Source organism: Allobosea sp. 05T422_2, from assembly GCF_056396265.1.
Map to the genome: position 1 here is coordinate 1 of NZ_JBFTLD010000150.1, position 26,030 is coordinate 26,030.

At 66.5% G+C, this 26,030-nt stretch carries 24 protein-coding genes; 12 read left to right on the forward strand and 12 right to left on the reverse strand.

Annotated features, from left to right (window positions below):
* Positions 1–266: 266 nt before the first annotated feature.
* From AC1DJT_RS22775 to kynU, 4 genes are all read right to left on the reverse strand, one after another.
* Entirely contained in the window at positions 267–1,313 is a 1,047-nt protein-coding gene (locus AC1DJT_RS22775) for an amino acid ABC transporter permease (protein ID WP_441508326.1), read from the reverse strand.
* Entirely contained in the window at positions 1,310–2,485 is a 1,176-nt protein-coding gene (locus AC1DJT_RS22780; protein ID WP_476768728.1) for an amino acid ABC transporter permease, read from the reverse strand. Before AC1DJT_RS22780 ends, AC1DJT_RS22775 begins: the two co-directional genes overlap by 4 nt.
* Before the next feature lies 1 nt (position 2,486).
* Positions 2,487–3,548, reverse strand: a complete 1,062-nt coding sequence (locus AC1DJT_RS22785; protein WP_476777321.1) for an amino acid ABC transporter substrate-binding protein — start codon at positions 3,546–3,548, stop codon at positions 2,487–2,489.
* Positions 3,549–3,673: 125 nt separating this feature from the next.
* The gene (kynU, locus tag AC1DJT_RS22790; RefSeq protein WP_476834919.1) at positions 3,674–4,936 is read right to left on the reverse strand and encodes a kynureninase; all 1,263 of its coding nucleotides are present in this window, start codon (positions 4,934–4,936) and stop codon (positions 3,674–3,676) included.
* Positions 4,937–5,007: 71 nt separating this feature from the next.
* On the opposite strand from kynU, the gene AC1DJT_RS22795 reads away from it, so the two are divergent.
* From AC1DJT_RS22795 to AC1DJT_RS22810, 4 genes are all read left to right on the forward strand, one after another.
* Positions 5,008–5,826: a GntR family transcriptional regulator gene (locus AC1DJT_RS22795; protein WP_476768731.1), complete on the forward strand. Its 819-nt coding sequence runs from the start codon at positions 5,008–5,010 to the stop codon at positions 5,824–5,826.
* An 88-nt stretch (positions 5,827–5,914) separates the two neighbouring features.
* On the forward strand, positions 5,915–7,606 hold the full coding sequence (locus AC1DJT_RS22800) for an amidohydrolase (protein ID WP_476768732.1): 1,692 nt from the start codon (positions 5,915–5,917) through the stop codon (positions 7,604–7,606).
* An 11-nt stretch (positions 7,607–7,617) separates the two neighbouring features.
* A complete protein-coding gene (locus AC1DJT_RS22805; RefSeq protein WP_476834920.1) occupies positions 7,618–8,478 on the forward strand; it encodes an alpha/beta hydrolase in 861 nt (286 codons plus the stop codon).
* 277 nt (positions 8,479–8,755) lie between these two features.
* Entirely contained in the window at positions 8,756–8,956 is a 201-nt protein-coding gene (locus tag AC1DJT_RS22810; RefSeq protein WP_441508319.1) for a nucleotidyl cyclase domain-containing protein, read from the forward strand.
* Positions 8,957–9,112: 156 nt separating this feature from the next.
* On the opposite strand, the gene AC1DJT_RS22815 is transcribed toward AC1DJT_RS22810, so the two are convergent.
* The 3 genes from AC1DJT_RS22815 to AC1DJT_RS22825 form a co-directional block, all read right to left on the reverse strand.
* Complete coding sequence (locus AC1DJT_RS22815; RefSeq protein ID WP_441508318.1) at positions 9,113–9,718, reverse strand: RES family NAD+ phosphorylase; 606 nt, start codon at positions 9,716–9,718, stop codon at positions 9,113–9,115.
* 388 nt (positions 9,719–10,106) lie between these two features.
* Positions 10,107–10,814 carry a GntR family transcriptional regulator gene (locus AC1DJT_RS22820; protein WP_441508317.1) on the reverse strand — a complete coding sequence of 236 codons (708 nt, stop codon included), beginning with the start codon at positions 10,812–10,814 and terminating at the stop codon, positions 10,107–10,109.
* A gap of 5 nt (positions 10,815–10,819) precedes the next feature.
* Positions 10,820–11,992 carry an MFS transporter gene (locus AC1DJT_RS22825; RefSeq protein ID WP_476834921.1) on the reverse strand — a complete coding sequence of 391 codons (1,173 nt, stop codon included), beginning with the start codon at positions 11,990–11,992 and terminating at the stop codon, positions 10,820–10,822.
* 232 nt (positions 11,993–12,224) lie between these two features.
* Between AC1DJT_RS22825 and AC1DJT_RS22830 the strand changes: the two genes are divergently transcribed.
* On the forward strand, positions 12,225–13,301 hold the full coding sequence (locus AC1DJT_RS22830) for a CapA family protein (protein WP_476768734.1): 1,077 nt from the start codon (positions 12,225–12,227) through the stop codon (positions 13,299–13,301).
* 24 nt (positions 13,302–13,325) lie between these two features.
* Here AC1DJT_RS22830 and AC1DJT_RS22835 read toward each other — a convergent pair whose 3' ends face one another.
* Positions 13,326–14,999: an ABC transporter permease gene (locus AC1DJT_RS22835; RefSeq protein WP_441508314.1), complete on the reverse strand. Its 1,674-nt coding sequence runs from the start codon at positions 14,997–14,999 to the stop codon at positions 13,326–13,328.
* Positions 14,996–16,051, reverse strand: coding sequence for an ABC transporter ATP-binding protein (locus AC1DJT_RS22840; RefSeq protein ID WP_476834922.1), 1,056 nt, complete (start codon positions 16,049–16,051; stop codon positions 14,996–14,998). The genes AC1DJT_RS22835 and AC1DJT_RS22840 overlap by 4 nt, the downstream gene beginning before the upstream one ends.
* A gap of 115 nt (positions 16,052–16,166) precedes the next feature.
* On the opposite strand from AC1DJT_RS22840, the gene AC1DJT_RS22845 reads away from it, so the two are divergent.
* Together AC1DJT_RS22845 and AC1DJT_RS22850 are read left to right on the forward strand one after the other, a co-directional pair.
* Positions 16,167–17,153, forward strand: coding sequence for an extracellular solute-binding protein (locus AC1DJT_RS22845; RefSeq protein ID WP_441508313.1), 987 nt, complete (start codon positions 16,167–16,169; stop codon positions 17,151–17,153).
* Positions 17,154–17,198: 45 nt separating this feature from the next.
* A complete protein-coding gene (locus AC1DJT_RS22850; protein ID WP_476768736.1) occupies positions 17,199–18,209 on the forward strand; it encodes a hypothetical protein in 1,011 nt (336 codons plus the stop codon).
* A gap of 98 nt (positions 18,210–18,307) precedes the next feature.
* Here AC1DJT_RS22850 and AC1DJT_RS22855 read toward each other — a convergent pair whose 3' ends face one another.
* The gene (locus tag AC1DJT_RS22855; RefSeq protein WP_441508311.1) at positions 18,308–19,003 is read right to left on the reverse strand and encodes a GntR family transcriptional regulator; all 696 of its coding nucleotides are present in this window, start codon (positions 19,001–19,003) and stop codon (positions 18,308–18,310) included.
* A 235-nt stretch (positions 19,004–19,238) separates the two neighbouring features.
* Between AC1DJT_RS22855 and AC1DJT_RS22860 the strand changes: the two genes are divergently transcribed.
* The 5 genes from AC1DJT_RS22860 to minE all read left to right on the forward strand — a co-directional run bounded on the left by AC1DJT_RS22860 (position 19,239) and on the right by minE (position 23,913).
* A complete protein-coding gene (locus tag AC1DJT_RS22860; RefSeq protein ID WP_441508310.1) occupies positions 19,239–20,219 on the forward strand; it encodes a glycosylasparaginase in 981 nt (326 codons plus the stop codon).
* Between the two features lie 142 nt (positions 20,220–20,361).
* A complete protein-coding gene (locus AC1DJT_RS22865; protein WP_441508309.1) occupies positions 20,362–21,384 on the forward strand; it encodes an amino acid ABC transporter substrate-binding protein in 1,023 nt (340 codons plus the stop codon).
* 665 nt (positions 21,385–22,049) lie between these two features.
* Complete coding sequence (gene minC, locus AC1DJT_RS22870) at positions 22,050–22,790, forward strand: septum site-determining protein MinC (RefSeq protein WP_441508308.1); 741 nt, start codon at positions 22,050–22,052, stop codon at positions 22,788–22,790.
* Between the two features lie 35 nt (positions 22,791–22,825).
* Positions 22,826–23,641, forward strand: a complete 816-nt coding sequence (gene minD / locus AC1DJT_RS22875; protein WP_476834923.1) for a septum site-determining protein MinD — start codon at positions 22,826–22,828, stop codon at positions 23,639–23,641.
* On the forward strand, positions 23,638–23,913 hold the full coding sequence (minE, locus tag AC1DJT_RS22880; RefSeq protein ID WP_441492312.1) for a cell division topological specificity factor MinE: 276 nt from the start codon (positions 23,638–23,640) through the stop codon (positions 23,911–23,913). The genes minD and minE overlap by 4 nt, the downstream gene beginning before the upstream one ends.
* Before the next feature lie 125 nt (positions 23,914–24,038).
* Here the strand turns inward: minE and AC1DJT_RS22885 are convergent, their stop codons facing one another.
* Both AC1DJT_RS22885 and AC1DJT_RS22890 read right to left on the reverse strand, forming a co-directional pair.
* Entirely contained in the window at positions 24,039–25,337 is a 1,299-nt protein-coding gene (locus tag AC1DJT_RS22885; protein WP_476834924.1) for an MGH1-like glycoside hydrolase domain-containing protein, read from the reverse strand.
* A gap of 3 nt (positions 25,338–25,340) precedes the next feature.
* On the reverse strand, positions 25,341–26,030 hold a 690-nt coding region (locus AC1DJT_RS22890), incomplete at its 5' end, for an ABC transporter ATP-binding protein (protein ID WP_476834925.1).

Sequence of the window (26,030 nt, forward strand, 5' to 3'; positions counted from 1 at the left end):
CAACCGCCCTCGCCGAACTGCTCTCGGCCGCCGACCTCGCGCTCTACAAGGCAAAAGCGCTCGGAAGGAACCGCATCCAGATCGCCGCGGCGAAGGGCGTCTCCGAAGCGGCCTGACGCCGATCGAATGCCCCGATCGCGACAAGCCCCACCGCCCTCCGGATGGCCAGGCGGAAGGGCGAGACATGACCTGAGCGGACGGCGGCTGCCGTCGCAGAAGCAGCCTCGAATGGCCGCTCCGTCCGCTTTGCCGCGGCTTGCTGGAACTCACACAGCCTGGCGTTGCAGGCGCCTCTCCAACGCGCGGCTGTAATGCGAGATGAAGGAGCAGAACGCGACATAGAGCAGAGCGACGAAGAGATAGCCTTCGAGCGAGAAGCTGCGCCATTGCGGATCGCCCAGCGCCTGCTTGGTTGCGAGCAGGAGGTCGGTCAGGCCGACGATGCCGACGAGGGACGTATCCTTGAACAGGCCGATGAACAGGTTGGCGATCGCCGGAACGGCAAGGCGCAGCGCCTGCGGCACGACAACCAGCAACGATGTCTGCCAATAGCCGAGCCCGAGCGCCTTGGCCGCCTGCTCCTGCCCGGCGGGCACGGCCTGCAGGCCGCCGCGGATGGCTTCCGCCAGATAGGCCGCGCTGAACAGCGTGATGGCGATGAGGGCACGCAGCAGAGCATCGACCTGCAGCTTTCCCGGCAGGAAGAGCGGAATCATGAACGAGGCCATGAACAGCACGCTGACCAGCGGGACGCCGCGGACCATCTCGATGAACATGACGCAGACGCCCCTGATGATGCCGAGCTGCGAKCGCCGTCCGAGTGCCAGCGCAATGGCGAGCGGGAATGCGCCGAGGATGCCGCCGACCGCGAGGAAAACCGTCAGCGGCAGCCCGCCCCATAGATCGGTCGCCACAAAGGACAGGCCGAGCACGCCGCCGCGCATCAGGACGATCACGGCGGGGATCCCCAGCAGCCAGCCCGCGATGACGGCCCGCCCCCCAAAGCGCAGCGAGCAGCTCGCCAGCACCAGCGCGATGGTCAGCAGCAAGGCAGCGAAAGGTCGCCACTGCTCTTCGAACGGGTAGCGGCCGAACAGGATCAGCCGCAATTTCTCGTGGACGAAGGCCCAGCAGGCCCCGCCCATGGCGCGGCAGGTCGCCGGAGACGCCGCCCACCAGGTTGCATCGAACACGGCCCAGCGCAGCAGCGACGGGACGTAGGTGACGAAGAGGCCGAGCATCACGACCGTCAGCAGCGTGTTGCCGACGCTGCCGAACAGGCGTTCCCGCACTGAAGGGGCGGCGGCGCTCATGACGCCCCCTTGAGCGCGACGCGGCTATTGTACCAGTTCATGAAGCCCGAGATCGCGAGGCTGAGCGCGAGGTACACGCTCATCAGGATCGCGATGACCTCGACCGCCTGGCCGGTCTGGTTGATGATCGTGTTCCCGATCGACATCAGGTCGGGATAGCCGATCGCGATGGCGAGCGAGGTGTTCTTGGCCAGATTGAGATACTGGCTGGCGAGCGGCGGCACGGCGACCTTCATCGCCTGCGGGATCACCACCAGGCGCAGCGCCTGGCCCTGCGTCAGCCCCAGCGCAGCAGCGGCCTCGCGCTGGCCGCGGCTGACCGACAAGATCCCGGCACGCAGGATCTCGCCGATGAAGGCGGCGTTATAGAGCGACAGCCCGATCAGGAGCGCCGTCAGTTCCGGCGTGATCATGCCGCCGCCGGAGAAGCCGAAGCGGGTCGGCCGCGGCATGTCGAAGGAGGTCGTCGCGGCGAGATCGAGCGCCACGGTGGCAAGCGGCAGCAGGAGCAGCAGCAATCCGGGCCAGAGCTTCGCCGGCGCGCCCGTCAGCTCCGCCCGGCGCCGGGCCCACAGGCCATGACCGGCGAAGGCGACGAGGCCGACGATCACCGCCACCAGGATGAGGTCGGCGCCATGCTGCAGCACCGGGAAATGCAGGCCGCTCTTGGCGAGATAGACACCGGGAAGCAGCTGCGGCGCAGCCGAAGCKGCCGGCAGCATCTGGGTCAGCACCGCATACCAGAGATAGAGCTGCAGCAGCAGCGGCGTGTTGCGGACGAGCTCGACATAGAGCCTGGCCAGCGGGCTGACGAGGGGATTGCGCGACAGGCTGGCAATGCCGACGACGAAGCCGGCAAGCGTCGACAGCACGATCCCGAGCACGGCAACCACGAGCGTGTTGAGCAGACCGACCAACAGCGCCCGGCCGAAACTCGCGCTGGCGCTGTAGGCGATGAAGCTCTGGCCGATCTCGAAGCCGGCCGCCTGCCAGACGAAGCCGAAGCCCGTCCGGATCGAGCGCGCCTCCAGATTGCCGACGAGGTTCGTGGCGAGGAAGGCGATGGTGCCGGCCAGCACGGCCAGCACGATCACCTGCGTCGCCAGGGCCCGAAAGGACGGGTCGTTCCAGCCTCTCGCCAGGCGCGTCGGCGCGATCGCGACGGCGCTCATCTCAGCGCGTCGGCATGGCGTACATCTGCCCGCCCTTTGTCCAGAGCGCGTTGGCACCGCGCTCCATGCGCAGAGCCGTCCTGGGGCCGACATTACGTTCGAAGATCTCGCCGTAATTGCCGACCCGCTTGATCGCGCGATAGGCCCAACCCGGGTCGAGGCCGAGTCTCTGGCCCATATCGCCGGTGACGCCGAGCAGGCGCTTGATCTCCGGGTTCGCGCTCTCCTTCATCTGGTCGACATTGGCGGCGGTGATGCCCTTCTCCTCCGCCTCGATCAGCGCCATCAGGACCCATTTGACGGCGGTGAACCATTCCAGGTCGTTGCGGCCGACGACCGGCCCGAGCGGCTCCTTCGAGATCATGTCCGGCAGGATCTGCCATTCGTCGGGATTGGGTGCGTCGGAAGCCCTGACCGAGGACAGATAGGACATGTCGGCAGAGAAGGCCTGGCAGCGGCCACTGAAAAAGGCGGCCCGCGCCTCGTTCTGGGCCTCGAACACGACCGGCGTGAATTTCTTGCCGTTGGCCCGGAAATAATCGGCGAGATTGAGCTCGCTCGTCGTGCCGGTGGCGGTGCAGATGCTGGCGCCGTCCAGTTCGAGCGCACTCTTCAGGCCGAGCGATTTCGGCACCAGGAAACCCTGGCCGTCGTAGAAATAGACGCCGGCATAGAGCAGGCCGAGCGAGGCGTCGCGTGTCAGCGTCCAGGTCGCGACGGTGGTGAGCATGTCGATCTCGCCCGATTGCAGGGCCGTGAAGCGCTGCTGCGGGCTGAGCGGGACGAACTTCTCCCGTGCGGCATCGCCGAGCACCGCCGCCGAGACCGCCCGGCAGAAATCGGTCGTCAGCCCGGTCCAGCGGCCCGAACTGTCGGCGATCGAGAAGCCGCCGATGCCGGTGCTGACCCCGCAGGTGACTTCGCCGCGCTTGCGGATGGCATCGAGCGTCGGCCCGGCCTGGGCCGCAGCGGAAAATGTCGCGGCCGCCGCCAACGCGGCTGCAGCGAGGCCAGACTTCATGAGTCCTGCCTTGACGAATCCTGCCTTGAACAGAGTCTTCACGTGTCCCTCCCCTGGAACCGCCGCTCGCCGCTGCAAACGGCTTGCGGACTTGCGCTCATTTTTTGACCGGCGCATGCGCGGGGTTCGCCGGCTGCGCTCTTGCTGTTGGCCGTATCGCGGCGCCGTCAGGTCACGGCGCGCCGTTTGGCGAAACGCTCGTCGCGCCAGATCCCCGAGGTCATGACGTCGTTGAAGGCATGGGCGGCGCGCTCGATATCGGCATAGCCGAGATAGGCGGGTGCGAAGCCGAAGCGCATCATGTCCGGGGCCCGGAAATCGCCGATCACGCCGCGCGCGATCAGGGCCTGTACGACGGCATAGCCGTTGTCTGAGGTGATCGAGACCTGGCTGCCGCGCGCCGCATGAGCGCGCGGCGTGACGATGGCGGCGCCATGGGCGTGGCAGACCGGCTCGACCAGCTCCATGAACAGATCGGTCAGCGCGAGGCTCTTGGCCCGCAGTGCGGACATCTCGACATCCTCGATCGCGGCGAGGCCGGCGTCGACGACGCGCATGGACAGGATCGGCTGCGTTCCGCACAGCAGGCGCTGGATGCCACCTGCCGGCCGGTAGCCGCGCTCGAAGGCGAAKGGGGCGGCATGGCCCCACCAGCCGGAGAGCGGCTGCGACAGGGCATCGTGATGACGCGCCGCCGCATAGATGAAGGCCGGGGCGCCCGGACCGCAGTTCAGGTATTTGTAGGTGCAGCCGATCGCGAGATCGGCTCCCGCGCCGTCGAGATCGACCGGCACGACGCCGGCGCTGTGGCAGAGGTCCCAGACCGCGACGGCGCCCTTGGCGTGGATCAGCCGGTTGAGCGCCGCCATGTCGCGCAGTTCGCCGGTCTTGTAGTCGACATGGTTGACCAGCACGACCGCGGTGCGCTCGTCGACCAGATCCTCGATCCGCGGGGCGTCGACGCCCTCGAGCTTCAGGACGAGATCGGGCCGCCCGGCCGCCACGCCTTCGGCGACATAGAGATCGGTGGGGAAGCTGCCGCCTTCGGCGACGATGACATTGCGATCGGGGCGCAGCGCGAGCGCGGCATGCAGCGCCTTGTAGACATTCACCGAGACGGAATCGCACACCACCGTCTGCCCTGGCGCCGCGCCGATCAGACGCCCCAGACGGTCGCCCAGCGTATTGACCAGGGCGAACCAGCCGGCATCGTTCCAGCTGCGCACCAGCCCTTCCGCMCATTCCTCGCGCATGGCGACCACCATGTCGCTGAAGGCAGCCACCGGCGCCGGGCCGAGCGAATTGCCGGCCAGATAGATCGCGCCCGCAGGCAAATGGAAACGGGCGCGCAGGTGCCCCAGCGGATCGGCGCCGTCGCGCCGCGCGATCTCGGACGCCACCCCTGCCCTGTCCAGCGATGCCAGGTTCATCTCGCCTCCACTCATGGCCGATGCCGCCAGCGCGGCCCATCTGTCGGGGACTATCGAGACCGATATCGAAGATGTCAATTGATATATATAATTTTGCCAATCGCGTCATATTATATATATTGCCGGTAGCATGCGAGGATCCAATGGACGAAACCGACGTCGCCACCAAGACCGAAACCGCCTACCGGACGCTGCGCCAGGAGATCCTCGAAACGCGGCTGCGGCCGGGTGCGCCGCTGAAGCTCGGCGCCATGCGGGAGGCCTACGGCATCGGCTGGACCCCGTTGCGCGAGGCCTTGTCGCGCCTTGAGGCCGAGCGCCTGGTCACCTCCAGCGCCAACAAGGGTTACGCGGTCGCGCCCGTCTCGCTGGAGGAGTTGAGCGACCTGACCAGGGCCCGGCGCCTGGTCGAGCTGCCGATGCTGGCGGAATCCATCGCCAATGGCGACGAGGCGTGGGAGACCGCGCTGGTCGCCGCCCATTTCCGGCTCTCGCGCTGCACGCCGCCGGTGGAAAAGCCGGAAGAGCTGGTCATCAGCGATTGGGAAGAGCGGCACGAGGCGTTCCATCTGGCCCTGCTGGCCGCCTGCACGTCGCGCTGGCTGATGCGCTTCTACGTGCAGATCAAGGATCAGCTGCGCCGGCATCACCGCATCCTCTCGATCGCGCCCGCGCTTTCGCACAGCGCGGCGGGCACGCCATGGCAGGACAGTCCCGCCTTCGCGGCCTTGCGCGATGCGCTGGCGCTCGAGCCGCATACCGCCTTGATGAATGCGGCCCTGGACCATGACGTCGATCGCGCCGTCAGGCTGCTCGACGAGCATATCGAATTCACCCGCAAGGTCTTCGTCGCCTCCGATCTCGACGGCGCCCCCGGCCCCGCTTCCTGACCCCTTCGCGCTTTCGCGTCCGTCCCGCCCGTCCTTCCCGCCCGTCGCCGGTCACACCGGGCCCAGACAAGCCTTGATGAGGATATCCATGCCGTCCGTTCTCCCCGGCACCAGCCCGTCGCTCGTTCTGGTCAATGGCCGGATTCTCAGTGAGGCGGGGCCCTGCGAGGCCCTGGCCATCGCGGGAAACCGTATCGTCGCACTTGGGAGCTCCAGCGAGATCGCCGCCCTTGCCTCGGCCGAGACGGAGCATGTCGATCTCGCCGGCAAGACCGTCACCGCCGGCCTCATCGATGGCCATGCCCATCTCGACCGCGAAGGCCTGAAGAGCGTGCTGCCCTCGCTCGCCGATTGCCGTTCGATCGAGGACATCGTCGCGCGCATCGCCGAGATCGCCCGAACGAAGAAGCCGGGCGAGTGGATCATCACCATGCCGATCGGCATTCCCCCCAGCTATGAGAGCGTGCTGGCGGGAATCGCGGAACATCGCTTCCCCGACCGCTGGGACCTTGACCGCGCCGCGCCTGACAACCCGGTCTATATCCGCTCGATCTGGGGCTACTGGCGCTCGACCCTGCCACTGGTTTCGATCGCCAACAGCCGCGCCCTGCGGCTGGCCGGCATCGATGCCTCGACGGTGGCGCCGGCCGCGTCCATCGAGATCTGCCGCGATGCCGCAGGCGAGCCGAACGGCATCTTCGTCGAGACCAACAAGATGCCGGTGGTCGAGATGAGCCTGATGCGCCGGGCGCCGCATTTCTCCGCCAGCGAGCGGGCCGGCGCGCTCGCGGCATCGATGAAACTCTACAACCGGGCGGGCACCACCAGCGTGTTCGAGGGCCACGGCATTGCCGCCGAGGTGCTGGACGCCTATCGGCAGGTCCGGTCCGAGGGTCGCCAGACCGTGCGGGCATCGATGATCTTCAGCCCGGCCTGGCCCTCGACCTCGGCGGAGGATTGCCGGGCCCTGCTCAAGTCCTGGGGACATTGGCTCGCCGGCCGGGGATTAGGCGACGCCTGGCTCGGTATGGCCGGGCTCTACGGCGAGATCGACGATTCCGTGGAGCGGGAGCTGCGCAGCGCAGCCTTTCCGCAGACAGGCTGGGCCGGCTTCCACTATAATTCGTCGCTGCCGCGCGATGCCCTGAAGACGGTGCTGATCGAAGCCGCGCGCAACGGCATCCGGGCGGTCGGCATCCTGCCCAATATGCTCGACCTCTTCGCCGAGGTGGACAACGTCACCCCGCTCGCCGGCCAGGGCTGGGTGCTCGGCCATGTCGTCAGCCTGACGCCGGACCAGGTGAAGCGGGTTGCCGATCTCGGGCTGGCGGTGACCACGCATCTGACCGCCTATATCTACAAGCGCGGCAGCGAGCTGGTCGAAAAGCTCGGGCGCGAGCGGGCTGGCGAGATCGTGCCGCTGCGCTCCCTGCGCGAGGCCGGCGTGCCGATTTCGTTCGGCAGCGACAACGCACCGCTCAGCCTGTTCCACTCGATCGCCCATGCGGTCAACCGACGCGACCGGACCGGCGCCGTCATCTCCCCCGAACAGGCCCTGACACGCGAAGAGGCGCTGGAATGCGCGACGCTCGGCGGCGCGAAGCTGACCTTCGCGGAGGGCGAGAGGGGCAGCATCGCCATCGGCAAGCTCGCGGATCTGGCCGTGCTCTCGGCCGACCCGCTCCGCTGCGCGCCCGACGAGCTCGCCCGGATCGAGTCGCTGCTGACCGTCGTCGACGGGCAGATCGTCTATCGCGCGGACGCCGGCGGCGGGCGCTGAGGGAGGCCGCCATGACCGAACTGCCGACGAAAGCCGTCTTTCTCGACTATGATCAGGCCCGGCTCGACCTGAACTACAATCAGGGCGCCTGGGCCGCCAATGCCGACGAGATCATCGCCTGGTACCGCGAGGCGAGCCTTGCTGCGCATCGCAACCTCACCTGCCGCCCGCTCGCCTATGGCGAGGGGCCGGCCGAGCGGATCGACCTGTTCCCGGCGGCCTCAAAGCGGGCGCCGCTCGTCATCTATGTCCATGGCGGCGCCTGGCGCATGCTCGACCGGATGGACAGCGCCTTTGCGGCGGAAGCCTTCGTGGCCGCCGGAATGAACTTCGCCGTGCTCGACTTCGCCAGCATTCCCGCGGTCCGGCTGCCCGAGATGGTGATGCAGGTCCAGCGCGGCATCGGCTGGCTCGCCCAGCACGCCAGCGAGTTGGGCTATAACCCCGAACGCCTGTTCGTGATCGGCCACTCCTCGGGGGCGCATCTCGTCGCGGCCGCGCTCACCGCCGAGACGCCGCATCGCATCGCGCCTGGCATGGTCGCCKGGGCGCTTTGCGCCAGCGGCGCCTATGATCTGGAAGGGCCGATGCTCAGCGCGCGGGGGCGCTATCTCGGCCTGACGGCAGCCGAGATCGCGGCATTCAGCCCGATCCGCCATGTCGAAGCGCTGACCTGCCCCGTTCTCGTCGCTTATGGCGAGGCTGAAACCGACGAGTACCGGCGCCACGCCACGACGTTCCACGCAAGCCTGGAGAAGGCGGGAAAGGCAACGCAGCTGCTTCGCGCCGAAGGGCAGAACCATTTCGAGGTCAGCCGCATGCTGGCTGCGCAGGATAGCCCGATCTTCGACGCGGTCATKAAAGCCGTCTGATGTCTTGCGTCTCCAGGTCGCATTCCCGGCCTGCGCGAACCGGACCGGTCAAGCGGCTTGCCCTGCGCAGGCTGCTGGCGGGAGCGCACCGAGGCGCGCTGCGGCCGGCAGCAAGCATGGCCAAGAGGTCGATCATCTCCGGCTGCGGTGTCGCGCGACATCGCCGGCGCGGACGGGGTCATCGGCCTGTTGGGTGGCGAAGAGTTTGCGATCCTGCTGCTGGGCCTTGACAGCCTGGGGATTTGCCGAACGCGCGGCGCGAAGCGATGGCTTGCAGATGACGGCCACGGTCAGCATCGGGCTGGCCGAAGCCTCATCGAACGCAACCGCCCTCTTCGAGCTGCTCTCGGCCGCCGACCTCGCCCTCCACAAGGCAAAAGCGCTCGGAAGGAACCGCATTCAGATCGCCGGTGCGACGGGGGCTTGCGAGACTGCGCGACGGGAAGCGTGGGTCGAATGGGTGCAAGCGACCTACTGATTTCAACGCAGACGATATCGGCGCTGCCCCTTCCCTTGCGCTCGTGGCCTCAGGGTGCATGGCGGCGCCAATGCTCGGCCGCGCACGGCAATTGAGGCCTGGCTCCAGCCAGAATCGACGCCATGTTGACGCTGTCGAACATGCGCTGGGGCTGATTTAGCACGCGTCGTGTGGCTGCGGATCGTACTCCGCACCTTTTATGCAGTAGGCTTTGAAGTGACCGGGCGCCTCGACGATTCTCGTTTCCATTCGCCTAACAAAGTCCAACAGGTCGAAAAGGTCGTCGGAATCTTCGGCTGGCTTAACCTTCGGCTTGTCCTCGCCAACGACCCCCGCTGCGCCGAAGATCGCGATGTTCTTTCCCTTTGGCCTCTGCGCTGAGCGATAGATGATCGCGTCGATGCGCCGCTTGTGCTTCTTGATTTCGACGGTGTGGTGGTTAAGCAGATATTCAGCGACGGCCTGCGTCGGTAGATAGTCCAGGTACTGGTCTTCCGGTGAGATCGGCCGCGATATCTCCTGCATGAATTTCTGCATGAACAGCCACTGAGCGACCCGCGAGACCCGGTTCGGTACGAAAATATTCTGTGGCTTCGGAGGGGCAGAGAGCCGCGTCATATCCAAGACGCAGATCGGCTTCGTGATCGTGAATTTGGCAACCGCAACGATGCTGCCAACGGACGGACGAAGCTCGGCGATGCAGGTCTCGTGGGGACTGTCGGCGGACTGCCGTCTGCGCCGCAAGGGCGGATTGGCGACCAACGGTCCTGTGGCGGACAGCGTGAAGTCACTGCTTGACCGCCACGGCGTCTACTACCGGCCACAGAYGGTCCCTTACAACACCACTAACCTCGACAAGGACCTGAGGCAGCGACTGATCTGGTGGCTGCGCAGCCAAGGATTTGTTGTTTAGTCCGGCCCTGCACAGTAGCCTGTGATAAAGAGTCTCCGCTCAAGAGCGGCCCTATCGCAGAGGAGGGTGCGCGCCAATGTCCGCTTTCCTAGCAACCAGCTGATGTCTCCTCTTGGCGCACCGCAGACTACGTGTGGCGCATGTGAAGGTAAGACATCCCCATTGATCCGAGACATTCGCGACGACGCGTCTGCCGGTCGAAACGCCCCCTTCGCGGCCCCCACAATCTCGGCCCCCTCACCCCACAAACACCGACCTCTCCGCAAATCCCGTATGCCGCCGCATCATCCGGCCCACCACCCGGTCGCGCGAGATGCGGATGTGGCGTGCCACCGCCTCGCGGGCCGCGGCTGCGTCCCGGCGGGCCAGCGCCTCGATGATCTCGTCATGGTCGTGGCGGACCTCTTCGCCGTCTTCGGCCGCGCCGAGATCGGCGAAGAGCAGGCGCTGCATCTCGTCCATGGTCTGGCCGATGCCGCGCAGGAGGCGGGCGTTGTCGGCGATGGTGGCGATCGCCTCGTGAAAATCCTGGTTGGCGCGCATGAAGGCGCGGTAGCTCGCCTGGTCGCCGATGCGCAGCTCGACGGAAGATAGCCGGCGCATCATCGCGACATGGCTGTCGGTGATGCGCGGGGCGGCGAGTTCGGCCGCTGCGCATTCGAGGATCAGGCGCATCTGGATCAGCTCGTGGAAATCGCGGAGCGAAAGCTCGGTGACGCTGTAGCCGCGGCGCGGAATGACGCGGACCAGCCCGTCCTGCCTGAGCCGCGACAGGGCCTCGCGCAAGGGCGAGGTGCTGACCTTGAAGCGCGCGACGAGATCGGATTCGTTGAAGACCGCACCTTGCGCGATCTCCCCAAAAATGATCGCGGCGCGGAGCTCCTGATAGACGCGCTCGGCCAGCGAGAGCTTGGCATCCTGTCCTGCTTCGGCCTTGGCCGGCATTGTTCTTAGCCCAAGGAGTTGATGATCGCGATGCCGGCGGCGGCAGCGGTGCCGGCGAAGAGCCGGTTGGGCAGCTGCCAGAACACCGGGATCGCGCCATAGGCCCCGGCGAGCGCCAGCGAAAACAGCACGACGACCATCTGCGGCGAGCCGTGCAGGGCGAAGGCGACGCCGGCCAGGCCGAGCGCGCCGACGATCAGCGAGCCGACGCATTGCAGGAGCGGGCGGCCCGTCCGGTCGGCCATCAGGCCGTTGCCGATCATCACCGCCGAGCCGACGAGCGAGGCACCCGAGACCAGCCAGCCAATGGTCGCGACATGGCCGAATCCGGCCTCGCGCATGATGGTCGGGCCCCAGAAGGCGACGGTGGCGTTGGCAATGATGATGCAGAAATAGACCAGCGTGAAGATCCAGAGCCGCGGATCGCGCAGCACCGTCGACAGGCCATGCTCGCGCGGGCCGAGTGCCCTTGCATCGCGCTCGAGATCATCGCGGACCGCGCTGCGCTCAGCATCCGAGAGCCAATGCGCCTGTTCCAGTCGGTCGGTGAGCCAGGCCAGCGCAAAAAGCCCGATCAGAACTGTCGGAATGCCCTCGACGATGAACAGCCATTGCCAGCCCGACAGGCCGCCCATGCCCTGCATCCCGGTCATGATCTGCCCGGCAAGCGGGCCGCCGATGACGCCGGACAGCGCGACCGACGACATGAAGATGCCAAAGACCTTGGCCCGTCGCTCGCTCGGAAACCATTGCGTCAGGAACAGGATGACGCCCGGAAAGAACCCGGCCTCGAAGGCGCCGAGCAGGAAGCGCAGGATGTAGAAGGTCGCGGGCGTCGTCGCATAGGACATCAGCGCGCAGATCGTGCCCCAGCCGATGGCGATGCGGGCGATGGTCTTGCGTGCGCCGATGCGTTGCAGCAGCAGGTTGCTCGGCACTTCGAACAGGAGATAGCCGATATAGAAGATGCCGGCGCCGAGCCCGTAGACGGCCTCGGAGAACCGCAGCTCGTCGGCCATCTGCAGCTTGGCGAAGCTGATATTCACGCGGTCGACCCAGGCCAGCACCCAGAGAACCATCAGGATCGGGATCAGGCGCCAGAAGATCCGGCGATAAGCGGTGTCGAGCAGTGTAGCAGTCGCGGGGGCGGCCGCGCCCGGTAGCGATGTGTCGGTCATGTCAGAATCCCCTCGGCGGCCTTCGACCAGCATGAGCGATGTCGTGGCCGGATTTGTGATGCATCAATAAAACATCATAAACAAATCGCGACTGTCAACAGGCACCCCTGAGGCCATGCGACGCCGATCAGTTGAACGTACCCTCCCCCGCGATCCCAGCACGGACCTCTTGACCGCCAGCACAAACTGCGAGCAGTAATTGAAACATCAAAAAAACATCTAAGGGATGACCATGTCCATTCTGACGCTCGGCGCTGCCGGAGATATCGTAGTCCGCGAGCGGCTTTATGCCGGCGATGCGCTGATCGACGAGGGTTATGGCGAGACGCTCGCCTATCTCCGGCAGAGCGATCTGGTCTGGGGTTCCTGCGAGGTGCAGTTCGCCCGCCAGGGCTATCGCAGCGATGCACCGATCGCCTATCTCGTCGACCCGACGGTGGCCGACGATCTCGGCCGGGCCGGGTTTGGCCTGATGACGGTCGCGACGAATCACACCTGCGATTTCGGACCCCAGGCCTTCCTGGAGACACTCCGCCACCTGCAAGCGGCCGGCGTCGAGACGGTCGGCGGCGGCAAGGACCTCGCGGCCTCGCTCGTGCCGGACCGGCGCGTGATCAATGGCTGCAGGCTCGGCACCATCGCGGTCTCCTGCCTGTTGCCGCCGGATTATGCGGCAACGGAGACCCGGCCGGGCATCGCGCCGCTCGCGATCGAGCAATGGCCGGAAATCCACCCGGTCCTGCTCGCGACCGAACCCGGCGCACCGATGCGGATGCGCAGCCGGGTCCGCGAGGGCGATCTCGCGCGGCTACGCGGGCAGATCGCCAGCTTGCGCCCTGAAGTCGACGTGCTGATCGTCAGCGTGCATTGGGGCTATGGCCGCGGCGACCCGCTGGCCGAATACCAGCGCCCGCTGGGACAGGCGCTGATCGATGCCGGCGCCGACATGATTCTCGGCAACCACGCCCACAGCCCCGCGGGCGTCGAGACCTATCGGGGCAAGCCGATCATCTACAGCCTCGGCAACCACATCGCCCAGCAGGATTGGGACAATGCCACGCCCGACCAGAAGATGATCTTCTCGCAGATCGATCCCTGGTCGCTGGTCTGCCGCATCGGCATCGGCCAGGGCGGCGTCGAGACGATCGAATTCCGCGCGACCGAGTGCAACAGAAGCGGGATGCCGGTGCTGATCCAGGAGCCGGCCCGCGCCCTGCCCGTACTCGAGCGCTTCGACCGGCTCTCACGCGGCATGGGCACGCAAGCCGAGATCGACGGCCTGAACCTGACCGTCCGGTTCGGTGGGTGAACGCGCCCCCGAGTGCGCCTTGGCTTACAGCAAGGCGCGCTCGTCGCGCCCCAACAGGCGGAAGGCGAGATAGATCGCCCCGGCGCTGAGCACGAGCAGGATCGTCGAGAGCGAGGCGGCCGTGCCGTAATCGCCATCATTGATCGCGATGTAGATCTTGACCGGCATGGTGATGGTGCCGCCGACATAGAGCACGAGCGACGAGGAGAGTTCGTTCACCGCCGTGACGAAGGAGAGCATCGCGCCTGCGATGATGCCGGGCAGGATCAGAGGGATGGTGACGCGCAAAAATGCCTGGACCGGGCTGTAGCCGAGCGAGATCGCCGCCTCCTCCATGCTCGGCCCGACCTGCCGCAGCGCGGCGGCCGAGGAGCGCACCGCATAGGGCAAGCGCCGGATGAAGACGGAGAGGATGATGATCGCCGCCGTGCCGGTCATCACCAGCGGCGGCGTGTTGAAGGCGGCGATGAAGGCGACGCCGACGACGATGCCGGGCATGACATAGGGCACCATCAAGGTGGCATCGAGCAGCGAGGTCTGGGCGGTGTTGCGCCGCGCGACCAGGCAGCCGATCAGGGTGCCGATGACCACGATCAGCAGCACGGAGGCGCCGGAGAACAGCAGCGAATTCCACACGACATCACCGAGCGTGGCAACGATGCGGCGGTAGCTGTCGAGGCCGAAGCCCGGCTGGAACACCGGCCCGTTCGTCTTCCTGACCGAATAGATCGCCGCAATGATCGCCGGCATCGCGCCGCCGAGCGCGATGAAATAGACCGCGGCATGGGCCGCGACATTGGCAAAGCCGCTCAGCCTGATCTTCTCGGGCCGGTTGATCAGGTTGCTGTGATAGACGTTTTTCCGCGACATGAAGCGCTGGATGAAGACGAAGACCATCGACATCAGGATCAGCGCCAGGCTGAGCGTCGTCGCCATGCCGAGATTGGAGCCGATCTCGGCGGAATAGGCGGTATAGGCCTCGGTCGCCAGCACATTGAAGCCACGCCCGAGCAGCCGCGGCGTGCCGAAATCGGCGATGGCATGGATCAGCGCCAAGAGCCCGCCGGCCGAGAGCGCCGGCAGGACCAGCGGGAACGAGATCTTCAGCACGCGCTGGAACGGCGTCAGCCCGAGATTCTCCGCCGCCTCCTCCAGCGAGCGGTTGACATTGGCGAGCGCGCCAGAGGTCAGCAGGTAGACATAGGGATAGAACTTGAAGGCGAAGACGATGAGGATGCCCCAGACGCCGTAGATCGGCGGCATGAAGACGCCCCAGGACATCAGCGTCTGGCGTACGATGCCGCCCGAGCCGAACAGCACGATCCAGGAATAGGCGCCGATAAAGGGCGGCGAGACCAAGGCCAAGATCGCCAGCATCGAGACGAAGCGGCCGCCCGCGATCTCGATGCGCGCCATGCAGAAGGCCATGACCGAGCCGAGCAGCAATGCACCCGCCAAGCCGCCGAAACCGATGATCAAGGTGTTGATGAAGGCGTTGAAATAGCGCGTGCTGCCGAACAGCCTTTGCCAGTTGGCGAGCGTCAGCACCCCGCTCTCGTCGCGGAAGCTGGAGACCAGGACGAGGCCAAGCGGGATCAGCAGCAGGACGATCAGGATCGCCCAGGCCCCGACCGCGACCAGCGTCCAGAAATCCGGACGCCAGCTGCGGCGCGTGGCTGAAACGGCGATGGCGCTCATGCCGTAAGCTCCGCCGGGACACGCCGTCCCTTCGCGTCGAAGCCATGGAGATCGGCCGGGTCGAAGCTCAGGCGGATCTGCCGGCCGGCCTCGATCGCGAGATCGGGCGGCGGCGCGCCGATCTGGGCTACGAGCCTGTGCCCCTGCGCCTGGACGGTGAGATGCGCCTCACGGCCGAGATAGGAGAAATGCTCGACCGTTCCGGCGATGCTGGCGGCGCCGTTTCCACTTCCCCCTTCGCTAGCCCCCGCCTCGGCGAGGCGCAGGCGCTCCGGCCGCAACGCCCATTGCGCCACGTCCTTCACCTCCGGCAAGCCGAAGGCGGCGGGCGCAAGCAGGTTCATCGTCCCGACGAAGGAGGCGACGAAACGCGTCGCCGGCTTCCCGTAGATCTGCTGCGGCGTGCCGATCTGCTCGACGCAGCCATGGTCCATCACGCAGATCCGGTCGGAAATGGCGAGCGCCTCCTCCTGGTCATGTGTCACATAGATCGCGGCGATGCCGATCGTGCGCTGGATCGCGCGGATCTCGTCGCGCAGGTCGAGCCGGAGCTTGGCGTCGAGATTGGAGAGCGGCTCGTCCATCAGGAGCAGGCGCGGCTTCACCACCATCGCCCGGGCAATGCCGATGCGCTGCTGCTGGCCGCCCGACAGTGCGGCCGGCAGGCGCTCGGCAAGCGCCGCCAGCCGGACGGTCGCCAGCGCCTCGGCGACGCGCTCGCGGATCTCGGAGGCCGCGACCTTGCGGGCTTTCAGGCCGAAGGCGACGTTCTCGGCGACCGTCAGATGCGGGAAGATCGCATAATCCTGGAAGACCATGCCGATATCGCGCTTATGCGGCGGCACCGAAAGCAGGTCGTGGCCGGCGAKATCCACCCTGCCCTCGGTGAGCTGCGAGAAACCGGCGATCGAGCGCAGCAAGGTGGTCTTGCCGCAGCCCGATGGGCCGAGCAGCGTGAAGAACTCGCCCTTCGCGACCGAGAAGGACACACCGTTCAAGGCCGTCGTGGCCCCATAGCGCTTGATCGCGCCGTCGACAGTCAGATACGCCATGCCGGCAAAGCACTCCCGTCCCTTCCCTAGTTGCGCATGGCCGCGATTGGACGGCAAGATGGAGAAACTGCGCCGGCACAGAACGAACCGGCGTGACGGGGATGGAGAGCAGGCGATGATGTCGAGCAGGAACTGGGTGGGTCATCTCGTGCTGGCGGCCGGGATTCTCGGCTTGGCCGGCGGAGCCTATGCGGCCGACAACAAGGTCGTGCTCTACACCGCCCATAAATCCTCGATCGTGCAGAAGATGATCCCGCTCTTCGAGGCCGAGACCGGAATCAAGGCCGAGGTCGTGCAGCTTGGGTCCGGCGATGTCTTCCGCCGCGCCCGCGCCGAGGCCAGCGCGCCCAAGGCCGATGTGATCTGGAGCGTCACCGGCTCGCTGCTCAGCGAAAACGCCGATCTGCTCACGCCCTATACGCCCAAGGAACAGGCGGCGATCGACGAGCGTTTCGTCGCGAGCCCGGCCTGGACGCCCTATACGACCGTGATCTACGTGCTGATGGTCAACAACAAGATGGTCAAGGACGCCGAGATCCCGAAGACCTGGGCCGAGCTGTCCGATCCGAAATGGAAGGGCAAGGTCGCCTCGGCCCGCGTCGACAATTCCGGCTCGGCCTTCCAGCAGATGACGACCGTGCTGACCGCCGGCGGCGACAAGGGCTGGGAGGTCTATGGCAAGCTCGCCAAGAACTTCATCTTCTCCGACAGCTCCGGCGCCGTGCCGCGCTATGTCGCCGATGGCGAGGCGCCGCTCGGCCTGACGCTCGAGGACAATGCGCTCGAATATGTCGCCGGCGGCGCGCCGGTGAAGATCGCCTATATCGCGGACGGCACGACGACCTCGCCCGACGGCGTGGGGCTGGTGAAGGGCGCGCCCAATCCCGAACCGGCKAAGCGCTTCATCGACTGGGCCTTGTCGAAGAAGACGCAGGAAGCTCTGGTGAAGGAAGCCGGCCGCCGCTCGGTGCGCAAGGATGTCGCCGCGCCGGGCGATGTCAAGCCGCTGGCCGAGCTGACCCTGGTCAAGCTCAAAACCGTCGAGGAACTCGGCGGCACCAAGGCGATGATCGAAAAGTGGAGGCAGGCGACCGGCCAGTGATGGCTTGAACGAGCCGGCTGAAGCCGCCTCGCGCCGATATCCACCATGCAGATTGAAAGCTTCAGCCTCGGCAAGCGCTTCGCCAGCCCTGAGGAGAACGAAGACAGCGTCGTCATCCTGCCCGGCCGCGGCTATGCCGTGATCGATGGCGTGACCGACCGCAGCGGCCGACGCTTCGGGACGATGCGGGCGGGGCGCTTCGCCTCGGCCCGGGTCGCGACCGAAGTCGCCCGCTTCCTCCTCAGCGAAGACCTGAGCGTGCGCGGCGGCGATGCGCGCGTGCGCCGGCTGGTCCTGGCGCTCAGCGACACGCTGCGCGCCGGCTACGCGGCGCATGGCCTGGCGGAGCGGGTGGAAGGTGATGCGTCAGCGCGGATCGGCTGCACGCTGGCGCTGGGCTACCATGACGGCCCGGCCCTGCAGCTCGTCTCGATCGGCGATTCCGGCATCCGCTTAAGCGGACAAACGCTCGGGACTGTCCGCCATGTCGAGGCGAAGCCCCTCGACCGCGTGACCGCGCTGATCCGGCGGGAATGCTGGGCCTATCTCGGCCGGATGCGGGCCGATCCGCTGCACCAGCGCGCGATCTCGGACGATGCCGTCTGGAACGGGTTGCGCGTGCCGCCGGCAGGCTTGAGCGCGGAGGCGAGCGCCGAGGTCAGGGCCCATGTGCTGCATCTTTGCAGCGAGGAGATGCCGACGATCGCGCGCACCGAGATCGAGCGGCTGCTCGACAGCGGCATCAGTGGCCAGCGCGTCTTCGCCAATCTCCCGACCAGCGATCTCGGCTATGGCGTGCTCGACGGCTTCGCCATCGCCGAGCGGCATGTCTTCACCGCCGACTATGCCGCAGATGAGGTCTCGCGGCTCGAACTGTTCAGCGACGGCTATTTCGCCGAGCCCGAGGCCTTTGGCGTCGCGGCCTGGGAGGCGAGCTTCGCCGAGGTCGAGCGGCTCGACCCCGACAAGATCGGCCCCTATGCCAGCGTGAAGGGCTCCGGCCCCGATGGCTGGACCGACGACCGGACCTATCTCGGAATCGCGTTCGATCGCTGAACGGGTAAGCCGGCGCGGCAGGCGCAGGGCTGGCCGTCCCGCCCTCGCCGTCTTCCGGCGGGATGGCGATCATCCGGCCGCCGCGGCGCTTCCAGCCCCTATTCGGGCGCGCCCTCGCGCCGCCTGAGCGCCTTCAGCCGGCTGATCAGATGGCGGGCGCCCATCAGGATATGCTGCTCCAGATGGTCCTTGGCGCGCTCGATATCGCCCGCTCTGCAGAGATCGAGCAGGAGCTGGTGCTCGCGGTTCATGCGCTCGCGCCCGCCCGTCAGCCGGATCGGCAGCGGGAAATGGCGATAGGCGTTCAGATAGAGCTTTCGGATCAGCGCCAGCGTCTGCGGGCGGTTGGCCGGTGCATAGAGCGCGGCATGGAAAGCCCAGTTCAGGCTCGACCAGTTCTCATCCTGCTGGTCTTCCGCGATCTGCGCCAAGATCTCTTCGGCCCTTTGATAGTGCTGCGCCGTCATCAGCGGCATCGAGAGTTCGAGAAGCCAGGTCTCGAGCCGGGCCCGGATCTCGTAGGTTTCCTCGAGATCGTCGATCGACAGCCCTGAGACCACCGCGCCCTTGTGGGATTCCTGCCTGACCAGGCCCTCGGCCTCGAGCTGATGCAGGGCTTCGCGGATCGGCACCCGGCTGACGCCAAGCTCGGCCGCCAGTTTCTCCTGACGCAGCTGGATGCCCTCGGGCAAGGCGCCCGACAGGATCTGGTCGCGCAGCAGGTCGACGACCCGCGCGGTCGTCGTCTTGCGCTGAAGCGCGGGAGGATTGTTAGACAGGATGGAAGCCGTCATCGCCTGCTCACGCGTCTCCTACTCTGGCGCCTAGCCCCAATCCCTGCCCTGAAGCGGGGTTCATTTCAATCCGGGCGGCGGCCATTGGGATGGATAACCGATTTTGTATCCAATCCCGGCGCGCGCTTGGAGGCGTCCACAAACGACATATCACGCCATTCCGTCCCTCTTGCGTCGGGCCAAGCGGCATCGTAATGGCAATTGGATCCAATATCCAATCTTGTTGAGAACACCCGTGATCGCGATCAGCAACAATGAAGGGGCCTGCGGCATTCCCGCGACCGCCCGCGCACTCGCCAAGGGCGAAGCGGCTCTCGACGCGATCGAGGCGGGCATCAGGCTTGTCGAAGCCAGTGAGAGCGTCCGCACCGTCGGCCGCGGCGGCTGGCCCAATCTCCTGGGCGAGGTCGAGCTCGATGCCTCCGTGATGGACGGCACCAGCCTGCGCAGCGGAGCCGTGGGCGCACTGACCGGCTATCTGCATCCGGTCAGCATTGCCCGCCAGGTGCTCGAACGCCTGCCGCATGAGCTATTGGTCGGCGAAGGCGCCAGGCGCTTCGCCGCCGAGATCAGCGCGGAGGCCGGCGAACTCCTGATGCCGCATGCCCGGACCGCCTGGGAGCGCTGGTTCCGGGACGAGGTCAGCGAAGCCGACCGCGCGAACTGGCCGGACGTGCCGATGGCGGAGCTCTGCGCCCAGGCGATCGACCCGGAAACCGGCCGCGACACCACGGTCTTCCTGGCTCAGGACGCGCAGACCCATATCGGGGCGGGCACCAGCACCTCCGGCTGGGGCTGGAAATATCCGGGGCGTCTCGGCGACAGCCCGATCATCGGCGCCGGTTCCTATGCCGATACGCGTTACGGCGCCTGCGCCTGCACCGGCGTCGGCGAAATGAGCATCCGGGCCGGCACCTCGCGCGCGGTCGTGCTCTACATGAAGATGGGCATGGGCGTCGAAGATGCGGTCTACGAGGCCGTTGCCGACATGCGCGCGCTGAAGGGCGGGCTGATCGGCCGGGTGACGATCCACGCCATCGACGCAGCGGGCGGCCACAAGGTCGTGGCCGTGAACGGCCTGCCGGAAAACCACTACTGGCTCTGGCGCAGCGGCGAGGCAGCGCCTTCGAGCCATCCTTGCGAGATCATCGCGATCAGCGAGGACCCCGCCCCCAAGCCGACCGCCCATCGCCGCTATGAGGCGATGGGGCTTTGACCTCCTGCCCTGGATCATCGGACCGGAAACCTATCCGGTCCGATGATCCAACCTTTTGTGTTTGCATCGGCTTTGCCCCGAAAACCGCAATCCACCTTTCGGGCCGATGCGCGAGTTCCATCGATCATCAGGGATAATGACCATGGCCCATTCCGGAAAAATCGTTCTGACAGCGCTGGCAGGCCTGCTGCTCGCCGGCACCGCCGCCCATGCCGAGGGCACGCTCGACCGCATCAAGCAACGCGGGCAGTTGATCTGCGGCACGAGCACCGGCATTGCCGGGTTCAGCATGGCCGATGCGCAGGGCAGCTGGAGCGGGCTCGATGTCGATATCTGCCGGGCGCTCGCAGCCGCGATCTTCGACGACCCTTCGAAGATCAAGTTCGTTCCGCTGGCCAGCAAGGACCGCCTGACCGCGTTGCAGAGCGGCGAGATCGACGTGCTGCCGCGCACCACGACCTGGACGCTGAGCCGCGACGCCGGCCAGGGCCTGAACTTCACCGCCGTGAACTATTATGACGGCCAGGGCTTCCAGGTGCGCGCCAAGGCCGGGATCAAGTCGGTGAAGGAGCTGGATGGGGCCTCGATCTGCACTGTGCAGGGCACGACCAATGAGCTGAATCTCGCGGACTATTTCCGCGTCAACAAGATGAAATACGAGGTCGTCGCCTTCCAGGGCATCGACGAGACGGTGAAGGCCTATGAGAGCGGTCGCTGCGACGCGATCTCGACCGATATCTCGCAGCTCGTCTCCTATCGCCTGAAGATGTCGGACCCGGCCGAGCATGTCCTGCTGCCGGACGTGATCTCGAAGGAGCCGATCGGCCCCTATGTCCGCCAGGGCGACGATGAATGGTTCGACATCGTGCGCTGGACGGTCTTCGCGCTGATCAATGCCGAGGAACTCGGCGTCACCCAGGCCAATCTCGCCGAGATGCTGAAATCCGAGAATCCGGAAATCCGCCGGCTGCTCGGCGTTGAAGGCAAATTCGGCGTGGGGCTGGGCCTGACGCCCGACTGGATCGCCCGGATCGTCCGGCATGTCGGCAATTACGGCGAAAGCTACGAGCGCAATCTCGGCACCGGCAGCCGCATCGGCCTGCCGCGCGGGCTGAACAATCTCTGGTCCAAGGGTGGCATCCAGTTTGCACCGCCCGTGCGCTGATCCAAGCCTTTCCAGCGAACGCCGCAAGCTCCCTGGATTGGAGTCAGGTCAGCCTCTGAAAGCGGCGTCGTGGGTCCTCCCGCGGCGCCGCTTTTATCATGCGCGGCGGGGCGCCGCGCATCCCCGCCGGGCGCCAATGGCCCAGCGCTGCGACATAGCCGACGCAACAGGCCAGGCTGCGATAGCTGGGGCCATCACGAGCGTCTGGGGCCCTCATCTTGCACAGCCTCCACCGGGCACTGATTCCCGGCCGATCGAATCGTCGCGGCTAGGTTGACCGCTCCGGATCGACGGAATCAGCGTGTCCCTGTCCGCCCCGTCCCGCATGGCGAGCACTGGAGCTCCCTGAGGCAATACGCTGCAACGCGCTGGCGTCTCAGGAGCGACCGGGTAGCCGAGGCGCAAACGCGTGCACTCCAGCCGGCGGGACCGCTGCCAGCAGCCTTGTGGATCGGCCCCCGCGCGAGGCCGCCGGTCACGCAAGCCCTCGGGAGCCATACAGCTCTCCACACACATCATCCCCCGCATTCAACCGGTTGGCAGAAAACGCGTTTCCTGCCTTTCAGCCCATTTTCGAGGGTCGCATTCCGGTAGGTGAAGGGTCGGATTTTTACGACTCGTTAACCATTCCATTCCTAGATCATGGCAACTGAAAATTTACCAAGATGACTGACGTGTTAACTCAACCTAGGCCAATCCGCCTCAAGGGGCGCTCCTATCTTGCTCTCACGCTGACCCCGGAGCTTCCCTTCGAGGATTGGCTGACGCGGCTCGACGAACTGGCTGGTCTGTCCGCCGGATTTTTCCTGCGGCGGCCGGTGGTGGTCGATGTCGAGGGCCTGAATATCGACCGGCCGCAGCTGCGCGACCTCGTCGGCCAGCTCGGCAAGCGCAATGTGCGGATCATGGGCATCGAGGGCGCACCACCCTCGCTGCTCGGCGCCGACCTGCCGCCGGCGATGTCGGGCGGGCGCGCGGCCTCGGATATCGAAGCCCCGACCGCCGAACAGGCGCCGCAGGCCGAGGTCGCCGAGGGCGTGCAGCCTCCCGCCCCTGCCCCGCAGCCGGTCAAGGCGACGCCGTCGATCATCGTGACCGAGCCGGTGCGCTCGGGGCAGTCGCTGATCTTCACCGAAGGCGACGTCACCGTCATCGGCTCGGTCGCATCGGGCGCCGAGATCGTCGCCGGCGGCTCGATCCATGTCTACGGCACGCTCAGGGGCCGGGCGATCGCCGGCGCGATGGGCAATGCCTCTGCGCGCATCTTCTGCCGCAAGCTCGAGGCGGAGCTGCTCGCGATCGACGGCTTCTACAAGACGGCCGAGGACCTCGGACCCGACATGCGCGGCAAGGCCGTCCAGATCTGGCTCGAAGGCGAAACATTCAAAGTTGGATCACTCGCCTGAAACGAYGGCGTATCCACAGAAAGCGGGAGAGTGCAATGGGCAARGTCATCGTAGTCACATCGGGCAAGGGCGGCGTCGGCAAGACGACATCGTCCGCMGCATTGGGGGCAGCGCTTGCGCATAATGGCGACAAGGTCGTGGTCGTCGATTTCGACGTCGGGCTGCGCAATCTCGACCTCGTCATGGGTGCGGAACGACGCGTGGTCTATKACATCGTCAACGTCATCCAGGGCGAAGCGAAGCTGACGCAGGCGCTGATCCGCGACAAGCGGCTGGAGTCGCTCTACCTGCTGCCGGCCTCGCAGACGCGCGACAAGGACAATCTCACGCCTGAAGGCGTCGAGAAGGTCATCGCCGCCCTGAAATCGGCCTTCGACTGGGTCATCTGCGACAGCCCGGCCGGCATCGAGCGTGGCGCGACGCTCGCCATGCGCCATGCCGATGTCGCGATCGTGGTGACCAATCCGGAAGTCTCCTCGGTGCGCGATTCCGACCGGATCATCGGTCTGCTCGATTCCAAGACGCTCAAGGCCGAGCAAGGCGAGCGGATGGAGAAACACCTGCTGCTGACCCGCTACGACCCGATCCGGGCCGAGCGTGGCGACATGCTGAAGGTCGACGACGTTCTCGAGATCCTGTCGATCCCGCTGCTCGGCATCATCCCCGAAAGCATGGACGTGCTGCGCGCCTCCAATGTCGGCTCGCCGGTCACCCTGGCCGATGGCCGCAGCGCGCCGGCGATCGCCTATTTCGAGGCTGCGCGCCGCCTCAAGGGCGAAAACCTGCCGGTAACTATTCCTGGTGAAAAGAAGGGCTTCTTCGGCAAGATTTTCGGAAGGAAAGCGGCATGAACTTCCTTCGTATTTTCACCCGCTCCCAGTCGTCGGCCCCCGCCGCCCGCGAGCGCCTGCAGGTGCTGCTCGCCCATGAGCGCGCCTCGGTCGGGGATTCCGACCTCGTCACCAAGCTGCGCGACGAAATCCTGCGTGCGATCTCGAAGCATATGCAGATCGATGACGACCGGGTCAGCGTCAAGATGGAGCGCGGCGCCAAGGTCTCGACGCTCGCCGTCGATATCGAGATCCCGTTCGACGCAGAGAAGAAGACGAAGAAGGCAGCCTGACGGCCGCCCCGCCCTCTCCCGGGGACATCAGCCATGCTGGATCATCCGACCGGAACTCGTATCCGATCAGATAGTCCAGCATTTTGCGTTTGCACGCATCGAAAGGGCTCACGCCCGGGCCCGGCTCAGAGCGCGGTCAAGGCCTGACGATCGTCCTGCGATCCGGCCCAGCTGAGCCACATGGCAGCGGTCCAGGAGAAGTCCGGGCCGCCGCATCCTGTGCCGTCGCGCGGGTCGAAATACTCCCAGAACCCGTTCTGCCGGACGAGATCGCCGCTGTCGCGCCGGAGCAGGCCGGCCTCCTCGGTCAGACCATAGGCAGAAAAGCCGTCGGCGATCATCCGGTTCATCATCAGCCAGACCGGGCCGCGCCAATAGCGCGTCGCATCGAAACGGCGATCGCGCGGATCGCTGCTGGCGACGGAGAAACCGGCCGCGGCACGGGTCGCGGCGAGATGGCGCTTGAGCGCGAGCGCATCCTCCTGGCTCGCCATGCGCGCATAGAGCGGGAGATAGGCGGCGCAGGTGACGGCCTCGCTGAGCCGCCCGCTGCGCAGGTCGAGCKACCGATACAGCCCGTCGCCCCCCTTGAGCCGCGACATCGCCGTATCGCTGCGCGCGATCCAGCCCTGTAGGGCAACCGCCTCTTCGGTGAAGCCAAGTTCTTCCGCCAGTTTCAGAAGATCGCGATCGGCGCGCAGCAGGATCGACTGGATGCCGAGATCGCAGACCCGGAAGGAGAGCCCGCGCGCCACGGCCATGCCATCCCAGCGCAGGGCCTTGGCTTCCTCGACCAGGGTCATGACCCGGTTGTAGAAATCATGCGTCGGGCGGTGGGACGCATCGACATGGCCGAGATCCTTGCGCAGATGCGCGACATCGACCTGCGGCACGACATTGGCGAGCGGCTCGTCCCAGTCCGGCGAATTGTCCCGCCCCGATTCCCAGGGGTGGACCATGGTGACGAGCCCGGTGCCGTCCGGGTCGCGGGTCTCGTGCCACCAGCGATGCGAGGCGAAGAGTTTGGGGACGAGAGCCCGGATCCGCGAGGCATCGCGGCCGGACAGCCCGTGCAGCACCCGCGCCGCAGTCGCCGCGACGGGGGGTTGCGAGATTCCCGACGTCAGCGGCTGGCGCTGGATGCCCCAGGCCTCGGGGCCGGGATAGTAGCCGTCTGCCGGGGCGCGGAACACGATATGCGGCACCATGCCATCGTCCCACTGACCCTCGAACAGGGTTTCCAGCTCGCGCCAGGCGCGGTCGAGATCGAAGGTGGCGAAGCCGAGCGCGACGAAGGCCGAATCCCAGTTCCACTGGAACGGGTAGACGCGGCCATTGGGGACGGTGAACCCGCCACGGTCATTGCGGCGCAGCACGGCGCGCGCGGCCTCATCGCGGTCCGAAGGAGGTGTGGTCGACAGCATGGCTCAGGCTCCGGGATGAGTGCGGCCCGTTTCCGGGTCGATCCAGACAATGCGGGTAGGGTCGAGCGCCAGGCCGAGCGTTTCGCCCGCTGCGATCCGGGCAGCAGGCGGCGCGACGACACGGGCAAGATCATCGCCGATCCTGCCGGTGAGCAGGAGATGCGAACCCATCGGCTCCGCGACCCGCACGGTGAAGGGCACGCCGCCGGCGGTCTCGGTCAGCTTCGCATCCTCGCCGCGGAAGCCGAGGACGATCGGCCCGTCGGCCGGCGATGCCAATGTCAGCCCGCCGAGCCGGGCCTGGCCGGAGGTCGCGACCGTGTTGACGAAATTCATCGGCGGCGAGCCGACGAAGCCACCGACGAAGCGGGTCGCGGGCCGCGAATAGACCTCGGTCGGCGTGCCGATCTGCACGATATGGCCGCCATGCATCACCGCGATCCGATCGGCCAGGCCCATGGCCTCGGTCTGGTCATGCGTGACGTAGATCGTGGTCGTTCCGGCCTCGCGCAGGACGCTGCGCAGCTCCGCCCGCATCTMCAGCCTGAGCAGCGCGTCGAGATTGGAGAGCGGCTCGTCCATCAGGAGCACGGCCGGCTCGACCGCGAGCGCACGCGCCACCGCGACGCGCTGGCGCTGGCCGCCCGAGAGCTTGGCCGGAAAGCGCTCCAGATACTGCTCGATATGCAGCAG